Annotated in this window: 8 protein-coding genes; 1 reads left to right on the top strand and 7 read right to left on the bottom strand. The window is 72.5% G+C overall.

Features of this window, described 5'->3' with window-relative positions; genetic code table 11:
- Positions 1-13: 13 nt before the first annotated feature.
- Genes ACFVXE_RS16965 through ACFVXE_RS16940 form a run of 6 tightly spaced genes read right to left on the bottom strand, consistent with a single transcriptional unit; the run spans position 14 to position 9436 of the window.
- Entirely contained in the window at positions 14-3448 is a 3435-nt protein-coding gene (locus ACFVXE_RS16965) for a hypothetical protein (RefSeq protein ID WP_389671916.1), read from the bottom strand.
- The gene (locus ACFVXE_RS16960) at positions 3445-4515 is read right to left on the bottom strand and encodes a phosphotransferase (RefSeq protein WP_389671915.1); all 1071 of its coding nucleotides are present in this window, start codon (positions 4513-4515) and stop codon (positions 3445-3447) included. The genes ACFVXE_RS16965 and ACFVXE_RS16960 overlap by 4 nt, the downstream gene beginning before the upstream one ends.
- On the bottom strand, positions 4512-5561 hold the full coding sequence (locus ACFVXE_RS16955) for a hypothetical protein (RefSeq protein ID WP_389671914.1): 1050 nt from the start codon (positions 5559-5561) through the stop codon (positions 4512-4514). Before ACFVXE_RS16955 ends, ACFVXE_RS16960 begins: the two co-directional genes overlap by 4 nt.
- Entirely contained in the window at positions 5558-7192 is a 1635-nt protein-coding gene (locus ACFVXE_RS16950; RefSeq protein ID WP_389671913.1) for a VWA domain-containing protein, read from the bottom strand. The genes ACFVXE_RS16955 and ACFVXE_RS16950 overlap by 4 nt, the downstream gene beginning before the upstream one ends.
- Positions 7193-7238: 46 nt before the next feature.
- Positions 7239-8609, bottom strand: coding sequence for a hypothetical protein (locus ACFVXE_RS16945; protein WP_389671912.1), 1371 nt, complete (start codon positions 8607-8609; stop codon positions 7239-7241).
- Positions 8610-8665: 56 nt separating this feature from the next.
- Entirely contained in the window at positions 8666-9436 is a 771-nt protein-coding gene (locus ACFVXE_RS16940; RefSeq protein WP_389671911.1) for a hypothetical protein, read from the bottom strand.
- Positions 9437-9510: 74 nt separating this feature from the next.
- Between ACFVXE_RS16940 and ACFVXE_RS16935 the strand changes: the two genes are divergently transcribed.
- Positions 9511-10647, top strand: a complete 1137-nt coding sequence (locus ACFVXE_RS16935) for an FHA domain-containing protein (protein ID WP_389671910.1) — start codon at positions 9511-9513, stop codon at positions 10645-10647.
- Between the two features lie 140 nt (positions 10648-10787).
- On the opposite strand, the gene ACFVXE_RS16930 is transcribed toward ACFVXE_RS16935, so the two are convergent.
- Positions 10788-15815, bottom strand: coding sequence for an NAD-glutamate dehydrogenase (locus tag ACFVXE_RS16930; protein WP_389671909.1), 5028 nt, complete (start codon positions 15813-15815; stop codon positions 10788-10790).
- Between the last annotated feature and the right edge of the window lie 71 nt (positions 15816-15886).

Genomic DNA, 15886 nt, shown 5'->3' with positions numbered 1-15886 from the left:
CGACGCCGACCGGTCAGCGGGCCGCTCCGGCCCACAGCCGCAGCAGTACCCGCCCCTCCGGTTCACCGCCCGCCAGCAGTGCTGCCGCCCGCGCCCAGGTGGCGGGCGGCAGCCCGTAACCGGTGATCAGCCGGTGCAGTACGTCGGACGGCCCAGGCAGCATCAGCACTTCTCCGAGCAGCCGGGCGTCGGCGGGCGGTGCGCCGGTGGTGAGCACCAGGTGGAGCGCGTCCGGACCGAAGCGCTCCACGAGGGCGAGCCCGTCCTCCCCCGCCGCGAGCAGCCACGGCGTGAGCCGCGCGCTCTGCCCGCCGTGCGCCTCGCGCTGCTCCAGCAGCATCCGCAGCACCCGCGCGCCCGACCCGCCCGCCAGCAGCGGCAGCCAGCGCGGACCCCAGGTGGTGAGCGCGTCGGCGGTGCCGGGCAGCCGCTGCTCGACGACGGCGGCGGTGACCGCCGCCCGGGCGCCGAACCGTACGCCGAGGGTGAGCACCGCTTCCAGCGCGGGTACGGGCAGCACCCCTGCGAGCGGGGTGAGTTCGGCGAGTGAGCGGCGCTGTTCGGGGCTGAGGCGGAGCCGGTCGGCGACCTGCTGGGCGATCACTCCGAGGCCGTCGCGCAGGAGGACCCGGAGGGCCCCGGCCGGGTCGGGAGCGGCGAGGATCCGCGGCAGCTCGTGGCGGGCGCGCGGATCGAGGACGGCGACCGGCTCCGCGGCGTACAGCTCGAGCAGCGCGACGCGCAGGGCCGGATCGGGGAGGCCGGCGAGGAGCGGGAGCAGGGCGGGGGTCCTGGCGAGCGCCGCCACCGTCGCGGCGGGTTCACGGCCGGGGGGCGAGGTGCCGAGGACCGCTTCGGCGACACGGCGGTCCAGTCCCCTGCCGTCCACCGCCCAGGCGCGGATCCGCTCCGGGCGCCGCACCGCGGTGCGCACGACCTTGGTCAGACCGGTCGTCGCGAGGCGGTCCCTGGACCATTCGACCACGGCGGCGGAGGCGAGCGCCGCGGCCTGCTCGCTCTCGTAACGGCGCTCCTGGAAGACCACGAGGACCTCGTCGAGCGGGCGGCCGATGCCGGTCGCGTACCCGCGCAGGATGGTCATCGCCCGCTGGTCCAGGCCGAGTTCATGGGCGTGCCGCAGCCCGTCGGTGCCGAGCTCGGCGAGGGCGGCCGCCGGGTCGGGGAAACCGGCGATGATCTCGCCGAAATCCAGGTCGCCCTGTTCGGCGAGCCATCGGGAGGCGAGGACCGGATGGGCACAGACGGTCCGCCAGTGCTGCGGCGACGTGGCCAGCAGGGCGCGTACGGCGTCGGGGGCGGGCGCCCCGGAATCGGCCGCGATCCGCAGGAGGACCCGGGCGTCGACCGCTCCGTCCTTGTCCTGGGCGGTGATCTGGACCCAGCCGAGACCCAGGTGCCCCAGGTGTTCCGGCTGGCGCAGCCCGTCGAGGAGGATGCGCCACATCTCCGGGGTGTAGCGGGTCAGCAGATCCCGGTCGGGGCCCTCCAGGTGCGGGCGGAGCAGAGTCAGCAGTTCCGGGTCGTCGATCCTTCCGGCGAGGAACTGCAGGCTGGGCGCGGGAATGTCGGAGAGCACGCCGACGACGGTGTCGTCCATCGCGGCGACCGTGCCGGCCAGCCGTCGCGCGCCCATCTCCGGCAGCGCGGTGCACAGCCGCCCGAAGAGCCCGGCCCTGCGGATCCCCGGCCGGGTGCGGAGCGCGTCCTCCAGCGCCATCCCGTCGCCGTCCGCCGGGAGCTCGGGGTCGAAGACCTCGGCGAGACGATGGGACACGGGCAGCAGCCGGCGGGTCGCCTCGTCGTAGAGGTCCTCCTCGGCCGGCCCGAGGAGCGCGGACATCAGACAGTCCCGGAACACCGAGGCGGGCACCCCGGACAGGGCGGTGACCAGCCGGTCCATCCGGTTCCTGTCCAGCATCCGGTTCTGTTTGCGCAGCCCCGGAGCGTTCTGCCGGGCGCGGACGGCGACCAGGAGTTCGGTGTTCGTGCCGAAGCTGTCCGGCATCCGTTCCAGGACGATGCCGCGCTCGCTGGGGGACATCGTGTCGGCGCCGCCCAGCCGGATCGCCCAGCCGGTGGCGAACGTACGGCGGCGCAGCGCCTGCCCGCCCTGGCCGGCGAGCATCTCGGTGTGGAAGAGGTCCAGGTCGCGGTCGGTGACGTACGGCAGCCGGTCGGCGCTCATGCCCGCGATCCGGGGCGTCGCACCGCTCAGGTCCTCGGGATCGACGCGTTCGGCCCGCCCGCCCCGCGTCGCCTCGATCCGGCGCAGCGCCTCGCCGTCCATCCGGCCCGCGATGATCAGCCGGGCCAGCGGCGCCGCGGCGGCCGCCTGTACGGCGTGACCGATCAGATCCTTGCGCCGGGCCACCACCCAGCCCGCACCGGAGAGCTGCGCCGCCGTCCGTGAGGTGAGCCGGCCCTGTTCGAACGCCGCCAGGGCGAGCACCTGGGGCCCGTGGTCGTGGAGCAGCCCGAGCCGTAGCGACTCTGGATTGAGGGCGAGCCGCCCGTCGCCTGTGCGCTGGGCGGCGTCGTCGTAGATCAGCAGGGCGCGGGCGTCCGCGATGTCACGCAGGGCGCGGTCCCGCTCCTCCTTGGCGGAGGCCACGGACAGGGAGTTCGCGAGCTTCCCCGGCTGGAGGGAGGGCACCTGCTGGAATCCGGCCGCGCTGAGGTATCCCGCCAGGTCGGCGGGCCCGCGCACCTGCCCCCAGGCGGCGGGCGGCAGCCCGCACGCCATCCACCCGGCCAGCCGCAGCAGCGAACGCAACTGGGTCTCCCGCCAGGCGACCGGGCGGCCCCTGCCCTGGGCGGACGGGAGATCGTCGCCGAGCAGCAGGGCGCTGGGCAGCGACATGCCCTGCGGGGCGGGCATCCGTCCGACGGACGGGATGTAGCCGTGCCGGCCGAGGCCAACCAGGGTCAACGCCCCGGAGTTGAGGACGAGATGATCGGGCGACAGCTCCACCGGGGTGTAGCCGGAGCGCGCCATGTCGTCGAGTGCCCGGCCCAGCGGCACCAGGACGCGGAGCGCCTCGGCGGGGGTGAATCGGTGCCCCTTCTCCAGCATGGCCGCGAGATCGTCCAGCTCCATCAGGACGGAGAACGGTTTGGTCTCGTTGCCCGGCGCCCAGGCGGTGACCAGGGCGGGCGGCAGGCCCGGGTGATCGATCAGGTCGAAGAGCGCGGGGGTGACCGGGGCCCCGACGGCGAGCAGCGCGGCGGCCTCGGCACGCCGGGCCCGGTCGGGGAAGGTGCGCAGCGCGCCGTACTCGTCGGTCCGGACGTCCCTGACCATACGGGTGGAGCGTGCCGAGGCGCCGGCGGGGCGGAGCTGTCCGGCACGGGGGAGGGCGGGGCGCGGTTCCCAGATCCGGCCGCTGCGCCCCACGTACACGGGGTCCGCACCCGCGGTGTCCGTCATGAGCGCCCCTCCAGTGCCCGCAGCGCCCCCAGCAGCGCCGTCGCGCTGCGCGCCCGGGCCAGGTCGGCACGGACCCGGTCGACCGTGGCCAGGCGGTACTTCTGCGAGGCGAGGCACGTCGAGATGACGCTGTTGAGGATCGGCCCGAACCGCTGGTCGGAGATCTCCCGCCGCACCCGCCCCTGCGTCTCCGGATCGCCGTAGTACAGCCCCCGGTACTGCCGGGTGGTCAGCCGGGTGAGCCGGGCCGCGTGGGCGAGCGTCGCCCCCAGCATGTAGATGTCGTACCGCTCGGATGCGGGCGCCATCTCGGCGACCTCCTCACCGCCCTCCACGCCGGGCGGGGCGTACGCCGCGGTCGTGGTCGTGATCCGGCCACCGATCTGCACCGCCGCGTCGTAGTCGATCAGCACGTACCGGTCGGGCGGGCCGAGGACCAGGATGTTCTCCGGCTTGATGTCGGCGTGCACCCAGCCCCTCACCTCGCCCTTCCCGGTGTGCCGGGTGGCGTGCAGTGCGGCGAGGGTGTTGCACAACTGCTCGGCCAGGTCGAGGAGTTCCGACTCGGTGTACCGCTCCCAACGGCGGGTGCGCCGCTCGATCTCGTCCTGGAGCGTCCGGGCGCCGGTGTTGCGGTAGCCGATGAACTCCTGGACGAGGAAGCCCTCTTCGTCGTCCTCGTCGAAGGGGACCCCGGCTCTGCGCAGGGTCGGCGACGGCTGCGACTCCAGGGAGATCACGACGGGGCACTGCTGGGTGAGCTGGGCCGCACGCCGCGCCGCGACCAGTCCGCTCTCCCGCTGCTTGCGCTGCTCGCCCAGGTCCGCCTTGACCTCGCGCGGCTGGTCCAGGGTGGCCTGCGACCACCACATCCCCTTGATCACCACATCGCCGCCCGACCAGCTGTCCTGGGCGAGCAGCGCGTACCCCTGCCCGGCCCCGGCGAGCAGCCGCTTGGTCCGGAACCGGTCGTCCTGCCCGTACGCCTCGGCGATCCAGGCCAACCGGGGGACGTCGTCGCTCCCCCCGTGCTCGGCGTACGCCCAGAAGGGCTCGAAACCGCTCACCGACCGCCCCTTCCGCCGTCCGGTTCCCCGTCCGCGACGACCGCCTCCGTGATCCGCAGCCGTACGGTGCCGGTCCCGAGCACCAGCTCGTCGCCCGGCTCCAGGGCGTACGGGGTACGGGTGGCCAGCCGCGCGGTGCACGGCCTGCCGCGCAGATCCAGCTCGGGGTTGAGGAAGGAGGCGTTGTTGTCGGTCAGGTGCTCGGCCATCGGCTTCCCGTCGTCGTCGAGGAAGATCCGTACGTGCTCACGGCTGATCTCGCCGGACGCGTCGGGGCCGAGCCCGGCCGTGACATCCGTCGTGGACGGGCGCGAGCGGGAGGCCCGGCCGATGACGATCCCGTCGTCCGGTGCCACCCGCACGGTCCGCAGCACCGTGTACCCGTGCAGCACCGTGACCTCCGCCGGCCCCTCCGTCGCCCCGAGCAGCGGCGGCGCGGCAACGATCTCCTCGGCCGGCTGGTCGCAGGAGCGGCAGAACATCCGGTCGCCGGCGGCGTACACCTGGGTGGGCCCCAGCACCGCGCCGGACCTGCGACAGGGCGACGGCTCGTCGACGTGCCGGAAGCGCTGCTCGGACTCCGGGTCGAGCGTGCCGGACTTGCCGCGCTTGTTCACCCAGTCGGCGTCGATCTCCTCCTCGGTGGCGACGCCCAGGCTGCGGCGGCTGAACACCACCCGGCCGTGGATGCGTCGAGCGCTCCACACCCGGTCGGTGCTGCCCTGCAGCCAGGTGTGCTCGCGCCGGGCGAAGCGGAAGTTGTCGTCGCTGATGATGTCCGCGCCGAACTGCACGGCCAGGGTGAGGATCCGGTCGTCGGCGTCACCCTGGTGGTATTCGAGCCAGTGCTCGCGCAGCGCCCGGTCGGCGAGGCTGCGGTCCTGCAGCCGCCCGCGCACCGACCCGTCGAGCACCGCGTACGGCTCGGAGCCGGGGTTCTCACGCAGCCATGCCTCCCGCACGTCGACGACCCGCGCGAAACTCACGGTCCTGGCGCGGCCGTGCGCGACGTTGGACGCGTCGATGATGACGCCGGGCACACTCACCGGCGGCCGCCCCAGCCCTGCGGGGGCCGGGTGGCTCCGTCCTCGTCGTCCCCTCCCTCTCCCCCGCGCTCGTCCTCGTCCTCCTCGTCCTCGTCCACGTCCGGGCCGGTCCCCCGTGGCGTCGCCGGACCGTACCCGGAGCCCGCGTAGCCCGGCGTGCGGTAGCCGGAGCCGTCGTATCCGCCGGCTCCGCCGCCCACCCCCGCGTCGTCACCGTCGTCGTCATCGTCGTCATCGTCGAGGTCCGCGTACCGCTGGGCGCGACGGGCCCGGATCTCGTCCGGCATCTCCACCGGGATCTCCTCGAACCACTCCCGCTTGGACTTTGTGGAACTGCGGCTCGACGCGGCCCGCGCCTCGTTCTCGACGTCCTTCGGGTCGAGGCCGTCCCGAAGTCCGCCGCCCGCCTGGTCGTACGCGGCGGCCAGCGCCGCATCCGGGATCCGCCGGGCGCGTTCGGCACCCTCCCGGTAGACCGCTTCGCGCTCGGCGGCCGACGTGGCGCGCCCTGCGCGTCCGGTGATCTCCCGGTCCAGGTCGATGCCCTCCGACTGGCGCAGCAGATCCCGCCGGAGGATCGGTGCCATCGGGTTGTCGACGACATTGATCGCGATCTGTGCCCCGGCGAGCTGCCGGGCGCCCGTACCGCTGCCGATCCGGCCCGTCGCCCGCAGCACGGGCATCGGGCGGGCGGTCCTGCGGTTCGGTGCGCACAGCTTGATCAGATAGAGCGGCTGCCCCGCCTCGCCCTCCCGGATGGCACCGAGCTTGAGCAGCATCCGGCTGGGCGCCTGGCCGCCGCCGTCCTGCACGGCGCCCTCGATCCTGCGGCGGACCGGGTCGAGCTGATAGACGCCCAGGACCGGGAAGCTGGGGTTGATCTCCAGGGAGAGCTCGCCGCTGCCGGTGACGACGTCACGGCTGTTGGCGGCGAACTCCCTCACCACCTCGGACATCACCTCTCCGGCGCTGGTGCGGGATGCCACATGGCGGGCCATGCCGGTCGGCGCGAGTCCTTCCAGGAGCCCGAAGTCGGCGCCCGCGCCGATCCCGACCGCGTCGGTGTGCAGTTCGCGCTCGGCCGCCAGCCGGGCGATCCCGGCGAGCACCGCGGGGTCCTGTTCACCGAAGTTGGCGACACCGTCGCTGACCAGGACGACCCGACGGGAGGCCGCCCGGTGCCGTTCCAGGCTGCCGTACGCGCGATGCAGCGCACCCTCGATGTTGGTCCACTGGCGTTCGGCCTCGACGTTCCCGTTCCAGCGGCCCCTGCGCAGCAGCTCGCCCGCCGTCCCGGCGAATCGCACCCCGGACTCCTGGGCGAAGGTGTGGAGTTCGACCTGCGCGTTCCGCGGCAGCGAGCCGACCAGTGCCTTCACCCCGGCCGTGGCGACGTCCTTGCGGCTGACCTGGCCACTGCCCTCCGCCGGGAACTCCTTGTTGGAGTCGGCCCGCAGCTCCATCGACCAGCTGTCGTCGACGAGCAGGACGTACGCCACGCCCTCGGCCGACCGGTCCCGCCGGGTCAGCTCGCGCGGGGCGATCAGCACGGCGAACTCCTCACCGAGGTGGACGTCCTGCCGGTCCGCTGTGACCTTGATGTCCTCGGCCCGCCGGCCCGTCTGCGTCATCTGCCTGATCTCCCCTGGCCCTTGACGTTCCTGCGCTTCGTACGTCTCATGCCTCGTCGATCGCGCACACCACGGCGGTCGCGTTGTCCCAGCCGCCGAGTGCCTCCGCACGCGCCGTGAGCGCGGCGGCGAGCGCGGGTGCCACCGGGCGGCCCGAGGCGTCCAGATCGGCCGCGGTCCCCGCCAGCACATCGCCGACCCAGCGCCCTCGCTCCGCTCCGGTGGCCCCGTCCGAGGCCAGCAGCAGAAGATCGCCGGGCGCGACGGCGAAGACGCGGTGCGCCCAGCGGGCGGTTCCGTCCCCGAGCACGCTGGTGAGGGACGAGGTGTCGCCGTGCGCCTGGGAGCTGCTGCGCAGCCGCTCGGCGTAGACGGTGTGGGCGGGGGTCATCTTCCATGCGGTGTACGGGAGTTCCCGGGGACGTACGGCATCGGCCTGCAGCGGCCGGATGAGCCATACCTCGGCGTCACCCACGGAGATCACCTCCGCGGTCCCGTCCGGCTGGACGCAGACCAGCACGACGGCGGCGCCGCCGTCCGCCCCGGCGGCGGCCCGGTCGAGCTCACCGATGAGCTCACGGGGCCCGGGAAGGGAGCGGGGCGGCTGCGGGTCGGCAGCGGCCGCGTCGGGACCGGCGACGGGGTCCGCGCCCCCGGACCCCCACATCTGCACCAGTCGCGCGGCAGCCGCGCGCGCCGCGCGCCCGCCGCTGCCGTCGCCGTCGCCCGTGACCCCGTCGAATACCGCCATCCTCAGCGCGCCGTCGCCCCCGCGCACCACTCTGACGACGTCCTCGTTGTCCATCTCCGGATCACCCTTCGCCTTCCGCGAACCCACCGCACTCTCCAGGTAGCAGACCGCGGACACCGATCCCGGGGCCCGCCGCTCCAGCGCCTCGTGCAGCGGCGCCATCCCCGCACCCACGCCGCGCCGCAGCTCCACGTCGAGCAGCAGCCTCCGGCAGACGGCGTCCAGACCCAGCGGGAAGGTGCCCGCCATCACGTCGAGCAGGGCGAGCGCGTCCGCCTGGTCGGCGGACGGCCGCTCGGCCACCGCGTCCACCAGCGCCTGTATCAGCGCCGACCGGTCCCTGGCCCGTGGCCGGGCCGGTTCCGCGCCGTCCCTCAGCTGCAGCTCGCCGTCCGGCCCGTACCGGGGCAGCGCGGCGACCTGCCACCCCTCGTACGGGTCGTGCCGGATCGACTCCGGCACCAGGCACCCGGGGCCGACCCGCTCCAGCGCCGTGTCCACCGCCCGCCACAGCGACGGCAGTTCGGCACAGAGCTTCCCGCCGTCCAGGGTGTGCCGGTCCTGCACGCTCTCACGCAGTACGGGGGCGAGTTCGACCGGCCACTCCACCCTGACCTCGGGCAGCACGAGCCGCGCAAACCCCGTACGTTCGTCCGGCGTCCCCACTCCCATGTCCCCTTCGTCGCCGCCGCACCGCCTGTCCGTCTCCCGCCCGGGCCCGCTCAGCGTGGTCCGCCGCCGCGCCGGCGCAGCCAGCCCCCACGCTGCAACTCCGTTTCCAGCCGGACCACTTCCGCCTCGGCCGCCTGCGCCCGCTGCTGCCAGTGCCGCACACTCTGCCGCGCCGCGTCCTGCTCGGCCCTGATCCGCGTCTCCGCATACTGCTGAGCCTGACGGGCGGTCTCGTCGGCCCGGGTCGTGACCCGGGCCCGTTCCTCGGCGACCGCCTCGGCCAGCAGGGCGTCGAGGTCGGGCCCCTGACCGACCGGGAACGCCGGAGCCCGCCGCGAACCGGGGCGTTCGGACGGTTCCGGGTCCTGGTACAGCTCGGAGACCGCGGTGGCGGTGCCGATCGCGGGCTCGGCCAGGGCGAGCGGGACGGGACGCACGGTCAGTGCGGCCGGATCGACCACCACCACGGGCCGCCAGCCGTCGAATCCGTCGGCGTCGCCGTCGACGACGGTCAGCGCACAGCCGGATCCGAGATAGGCGGCACCGGTCCCGTCCACGTACGCCCAGAGCGTCTCTCCCGCCTTCAGCAGCGAGGCAACGGCCTCGGGCGAGGGCACCGCGACGCCCGGCGGCGGCACCGGTGGACCGGCGGACACCGGTCCCGCGGGGGCGTCCCCCGCGTCGGCGAAGGCACCCCAGTCCTCATCGGCGGCCGGCTCCGGCGGGTATCCGGGCATGGGCGGCGGGGACGACGGTGTCTCGTCGACGAACGAACCCCAGTCGGACACAGACGCCCCCACGCCGTTTCTGCCTCGGATCACGTCAATATAGTTGCCCCACAACATTATTCACAGGCCGTCAGTTCACGTTCCCGATCTGCCGGGAGGTCTTCTCGATGGAAGAGCACCTGACCACGGACTTCGAAGCAGCCTGTTTCCTCGTCGACCTGTCGAACATCGTCCGCAACCGCGGACTGGGCGATCCGGGCGCCCGCTCGCTGCGCCGGCTGGCGCTCGTCGTGGACGCGGCGAAGAGGTTCGCCCGCGACCCCGGCGTACAGCTGTACCTGGTCGCCGACCGCAGCCTGCGTCTGGGCGGACGGCGGGAGTTCACCGATCCGGCCGATGTCCGGCTGCTGGGCCGATGGGTGGAGGCGGGACTGGTCGAGGAGCTGGCCGACGCGGACGACCGCCTCCTGGAACTGTGCAAGCACACCGGCATCCCGGTCATCACGGGCGACCGCTTCCGCGGCCACCGCGACGAACACCCCTGGCTCCAGGGCAACACCGACGACTTCCTCGAACCCGTCCCCGGCGCGCACGGCACGGTGGAGCTGGTCCCGGCCGACCTGGGAGTGCCGAGCGCGCTCGACATCTCCCGGAAGGCGGAGGAGGACGTACTCAAGAAGATGGGGCTGCTGGGCCCCCGGCGCACCCCGCGATTCGACGTGGTCAGCCGCAACTGGCACTGTCCGGACGACCGTTGCACCCTCTACGACACCCGCCGGGGCACCGCTGCCCTGCTCCCCCGCGTCATCGCGGGAGTGCCCCGCTGCCAGAGCCACGGGAGTCACCTGATCGACGACGGTCCGCGGACGGCGACGGTTCAGCTCAAGCTGCTGGTACAGGGCGAGCTGCGGGGCAGGTTCACGCTGGAGGACGGCTCGACGGTGAATGTGGGGAGGGCGCCGGGCGAGGGTGGGATCGCCCTGCTCGGTCTCGTGCCGAAGGAGCGGATGGCCGGAATCAGCCGCACGCACGTGGAGCTGCGGGTGACCGGCGGGATCGTCCGGGTCCGCGACCGCAGCACGTACGGGACGCGCTGGCGGCCCACCACCGGCAGGTCGGGCCCCGGCCCGTGGCAGGAGCTCGGCGGGGCGGAACGCCAGTACCGCGGCGGGGACGAACTCCAGCTCGTCGAGGGAGTGGTCCTGGCCCGCAGCGGCCGCCGCTTCCCGACCGAGCTCGCCCAGGAATGGCAGCGCCGACGTCCGCCGCCACCGGGCGCGGCGGCCGAGACCCGGATGTACTGACACCGGGCCCCGGGACCGCGGCGGGCGGTGGGCCCGCCACCGGCGGTCCCGCCCGCCGTGCCCGTCACGCACACGCACATGCGGCGGGGCGCCCCGGGAACCGAGTCCCGGGGCGCCCCGTCGCGTGCGGCGGCTCGGAATCAGCCGTGGGTGCGCAGCAGCGTCCGCATCGTCCGCATCGCCACCGACAGGTTCGCCAGGTCGAACGCGTCCGACCCCTGGATCTCCTCCAGCGTGGAGCGCGAACGGGTCAGGATCGCCATGTTCTTCTCCTCCCACGCCGCGAACCTCTCCTGCGGCGTCGAGGCCCCGTTGCCCACGCTCAGCACGTCCGCGGTGAGGGCGGCATGCGCGGCGTACAGGTCCTCACGGATGGAGGCACGGGCCATCGACTGCCAACGGTCGTTCCGCGGCAGCTCGATGATCCGGTCCATCAGCTGGGTGACGCCGAGCCGGTCCGCGAGGTCGTAGTAGACCTCGGCCACGGCGAGCGGGTCCTTGCCGGTGCGCTCGGCGATGGCCACGATGTCGAGCGCCGGGAAGGCGGACGAGAACCCGGCGACGCGCTGCGCCAGTTCGTCCGGGACGCCCGCCTCGGTGAGCTCGTCCAGGATGGACTGGTACCACTCCTGGTCGGCACCCTTCAGCATCTTGGGCAGCTCGGCCCAGACCTGTTCGACGCCGTCCTTGAAGAAGTCGATCGTCTCGGCGATCTCCAGCGGCTGCGGCCGGTTGCCGAGCAGCCAGCGCGAGCCACGCTCGACGAGCCGGCGCGAGTGCAGCCGGATACGGGTCTGCACGTCGGCGGCGACCTGGTTGTCGAGCGCCTCGACGGCGTCCCACACCTGGCCCAGGCCGAAGATCTCGCGGGCCGCGGCCTGCGCCCGCACGATCTCCTCGATGGAGGCGCCGGTCTCCTCCCGCATCCGGTGCAGGAAGGTCGAACCACCGGAGTTCACCGTGTCGTTGACCAGGACCGTGGTGATGATCTCGCGGCGCAGCGCGTGCCCGTCGACCGCTTCGGGGAACTGCGCGCGCAGCTGTGCGGGGAAGTACGCGTACAGCAGCCTCTGCAGGTACGGGTCGTCCGGCAGGCTGGTCCGGATCAGCTCGTCGGACGTGGTGATCTTCGTGTAGGCGATCAGCACGGCCAGTTCGGGCTGGGTGAGTCCCTTGCTGCTGTTCAGCAGCTCGCGGATCTGCCGGTCGGTGGGCAGGAACTCCAGCGCCCGGTCCAGGTGCCCGTCGCGGCCGAGACGGCGCATGAAGCGCTGCTGGGCGTGGAGCAGGGAGGCCGACTGGGCGACGGAGTTGGCCAGAGCGGTGTTCTGCGCGTAGTTGTTGCGCAGCACCAGATGGCCGATCTCGTCGGTCATCTCGGCAAGCAGTTTGTTGCGCTGCTTGACGGTCATGTCACCGTCCCGCACCAGGCCGTTGAGCAGGATCTTGATGTTCACCTCGTGGTCGGAGGTGTCCACACCGGCGCTGTTGTCGATCGCGTCGGTGTTGATCCGGCCGCCGGTCCGGGCGAACTCGATCCGGCCGAGCTGGGTGGCACCGAGGTTGCCGCCCTCGCCGACGACCTTGGCCCGCAGGTCCTCGCCGTTGACGCGGATCGCGTCGTTGGCCTTGTCGCCGACGTCCGCGTTCGACTCGGCGGTGGACTTGATGTACGTGCCGATACCGCCGTTCCACACCAGGTCGACGTGGGCCTTCAGGATGCTCTGCATCAGGTCGGCGGGGGTCATCTTGGTGACACCCGACTCGATGCCGAGCGCCTCGCGGACGTGCGCGTTGACCGGGATCGACTTCGCCGTACGGGGGTGGATGCCGCCGCCCGCGGAGAGCAGGTCCTTGTTGTAGTCGGCCCAGGAGCTGCGCGGCAGGTCGAAGAGGCGGCGCCGCTCGGCGTACGAGGTGGCGGCGTCCGGATTCGGGTCGATGAAGATGTGCCGGTGGTCGAAGGCGGCGACGAGCCGGATGTGCTCGGAGAGCAGCATGCCGTTGCCGAACACGTCACCGGACATGTCGCCGACACCGACGACCGTGAAGTCCTCGGTCTGGGTGTCGTGGCCGAGCTCGCGGAAGTGCCGCTTCACGGACTCCCAGGCGCCGCGGGCGGTGATGCCCATGCCCTTGTGGTCGTATCCGGCGGAGCCGCCGGAGGCGAACGCGTCGCCGAGCCAGAAGCCGTACGCGACGGCGACCTCGTTGGCGATGTCGGAGAAGCTCGCGGTGCCCTTGTCGGCGGCGACGACGAGGTACGTGTCGTCCTCGTCGTGACGGACGACGTCGGCGGGCGGCACGACCTCGCCGGCCACCATGTTGTCGGTGATGTCGAGCAGCGCCGAGATGAACGTCCGGTAGGCGGCGATGCCCTCGGCCATCCAGGCGTCACGGTCGGCGGCCGGGTCCGGCAGCTGCTTGGCGACGAAGCCGCCCTTGGCGCCGACCGGCACGATCACGGTGTTCTTCACCATCTGCGCCTTGACCAGGCCGAGGATCTCCGTGCGGAAGTCCTCCCGCCGGTCCGACCAGCGCAGACCGCCGCGTGCGACCTTGCCGAAACGCAGGTGGACGCCCTCGACGCGCGGCGAGTACACCCAGATCTCGAACGCCGGGCGGGGCGCCGGAAGGTCCGGGATGGCCTGCGGGTCGAACTTCATCGAGACGTAGGAGTGCGGCTTGCCGCTGTCCGACTGCTGGAAGAAGTTGGTGCGCAGGGTCGCCTTGATGACGGTGAGGAAGGATCGCAGGATGCGGTCCTCGTCGAGCGAGGCCACCTGGTCGAGCGCCCCGTCGAGCTCTTCGAGGAGCCCGTCGGTCAGCTCGGTGCCGGCGCTCTGCCGGCTGGGCGACATCCGCGCCTCGAAGAGGGAGATCAGCAGCCGGGTGGTGTGGACGTTGTTACGGAGGGTGTCCTCCATGTAGTCCTGGCTGAAGGTCGAACCGGCCTGCCGGAGGTACTTCGCGTAGGCGCGCAGCACCATCGCCTGCCGCCAGTTCAGACCGGCGCCCAGCACCAGCGAGTTGAAGCCGTCGTTCTCGGCTTCGCCGGTCCACACTGCGGCGAACGCGTCCTGGAAGCGGTCCCGGGCGTCGTCGGCGAGGTAGGTGCCACTGCCGTTGACCTGCGGCATCCGCAGCCCGAAGTCGTAGACCCAGGCTTGCGTGCGGTCCACGCAGCGCAGCTCGTAGGGACGCTCGTCGACGACCTCCACACCGAGCCGCTGGAGCGCCGGGAGGACGGCGGAGAGGGAGACCTGCTCACCGGTCCGGTAGATCTTGAAGCGGCGCTCGCCGGGGGCCGCGCCGACCGGCTCGTACAGGCTGAGCGCGAAGTCCCGCTCGTTCTTCTTGAGCGCTTCGAGGTGGACCAGGTCGGCGACGGCGGCGCGCGGCGAGTGGTCGGCCTTGTAGCCCTCGGGGAACGAGTGACCGTAGTGACGCAGCAGCTCGGCGGCGCGTTCCTCGCCGCACTCGGCGTTCAGCGCCTCCTGGAAGCCGTCGGCCCAGGAGCGGGCGGCCTCGACGAGACGTGCCTCGATGCGGTCCGCCTCGGCGTCGGTCAGGGAGGGCAGCACGGTGCCGGGTGCGACCCGGACGACGAAGTGCAGCCGGGACAGGATCGACTCGGTGTTCCAGGCCGTGAAGTCGACGCTGGTGCCGTTGAGCTCCTCCTTGAGGATGTCGATCAGCCGGAGCCGCACACCGGTGGTGTAGCGGTCGCGGGGGAGGTAGACGATCGCGGAGTAGTAGCGCCCGTACTCGTCCTGGCGCAGGTAGAGGCGGAGCCTGCGCCGCTCCTGGAGGTACAGCACCGAGGTGACGATGGAGCGCAGCTGGTCGACGGGCGTCTGGAACAGCTCGTCGCGCGGGTACGTCTCCAGGATCTGCACCAGATCGCGGCCGTCGTGGCTGTTCGGCGAGAAGCCTGCGCCCTCCAGCACCTCGGCGACCTTGCGGCGGATGACGGGCACCCGGCGCACGGACTCGGTGTAGGCGGCGGACGAGAACAGTCCGAGGAAGCGGCGCTCACCGATGACGTTGCCCTCGGCGTCGAACTTCTTCACGCCGACGTAGTCGAGGTAGCTGGGGCGGTGCACCGTCGACCGGCTGTTCGCCTTGGTGAGGATGAGCAGCTTGTGCTCACGGGCCTTGGCGCGGGCGTCGGCGGGCAGCCGGTCGAAGGACGGGCTGACCGGGTGCGCCTCGTCCTCGCTGTGGTGCGGGTCCGAGCGCAGGATGCCGAGGCCGGTGCCGGGCACGGCGGCCAGCGCGTCGCTGTCCTTCAGCTCGTACTCGCGGTAGCCGAGGAAGGTGAAGTGGTCGGCGGCGAGCCAGCGCAGCAGCTCCCGCGCCTCGTTCACCTCTTCGTCGGCGAGCTCGTCGAGCGGCTCGCCGGGCAGGTCGTCGGCGATGCGCAGCGCGGCGTCGCGCATCTTGTCCCAGTCCTCGACGGTCTCCCGCACGTCGGACAGCACCCGGAGCAGGTCCGCGGAGATCTGCTTCAGGTCGGAACGGTCGGTCTCGCGGTCGATCTCGACGTGGATCCACGACTCGATGAGCGCGTCGTGCGGCAGGGCGCGCTCGGCCTTGGTCCCGCCCACGGCCTTGTGGCCCTGCGGTCCCGTCGAGATGCCGTTGCCCTCGGCGAGCACCTCGATGAGCTTGCCGGTGACGTCACGGCGGACCACGACCTGCGGGTGGATCACCACGTGGATGCCGCGGCCCTGCCGGGACAGCTCATTGGTGACGGAGTCGACCAGGAACGGCATGTCGTCGGTGACGACCTCGACGACGGAGTGGCTGCTCGTCCAGCCGTTCTCCTCGACGGTCGGGGTGTGCACCCTGACGTTCGCCGTGCCCTGCGGACGGTTCTCCGCGAGCCGGTAGTGCGAGGACGCGGCACCGAAGACATCGACCGGGTCGCGGCCGACGAGGTCCTCGGGGGCGGTGTGGAAGTAGTAGCGCTGGAGGTACGAGAGGAGCACGTCCTCGTCCGGACGCCCGTCCTGCCCGGCCTCGGTGCTGCCGGCCCCGGTGACGGCGAAGTTCACCCGGGAGGTTCCGCCCGGGCCGCCTACACCACCGCCCGAACTGTTGTCAGCTACCTTCGCCGCCCTTGCGAGCAGCTCGGCCTTGGCTTCGTCCAGCTTGGTCTGCATGTCCTCTGACTCCTGTCGCGCGCCGTTGCGTGACGTAGGTGAGAAAGACGGCGTACCGCCACGACACGGGG

This window comes from Streptomyces sp. NPDC058231, from assembly GCF_042882275.1.
In the GTDB taxonomy this organism is placed as follows: Bacteria; Actinomycetota; Actinomycetes; order Streptomycetales; family Streptomycetaceae; genus Streptomyces.
The sequence above is the reverse complement of the archived record's forward strand: the minus strand, read 5'-3'. Positions and strand labels throughout refer to the sequence as shown.

Bases quoted from the DNA above. Each gene is read 5' to 3' on its own strand.
- ACFVXE_RS16965 (WP_389671916.1), bottom strand. From the start codon at position 3,448: ATGACGGACACCGCGGGTGCGGACCCCGTGTACGTGGGGCGCAGCGGC.
- ACFVXE_RS16950 (WP_389671913.1), bottom strand. From the start codon at position 7,192: ATGACGCAGACGGGCCGGCGGGCCGAGGACATCAAGGTCACAGCGGAC.
- ACFVXE_RS16935 (WP_389671910.1), top strand. From the start codon at position 9,511: ATGGAAGAGCACCTGACCACGGACTTCGAAGCAGCCTGTTTCCTCGTC.
- ACFVXE_RS16930 (WP_389671909.1), bottom strand. From the start codon at position 15,815: ATGCAGACCAAGCTGGACGAAGCCAAGGCCGAGCTGCTCGCAAGGGCG.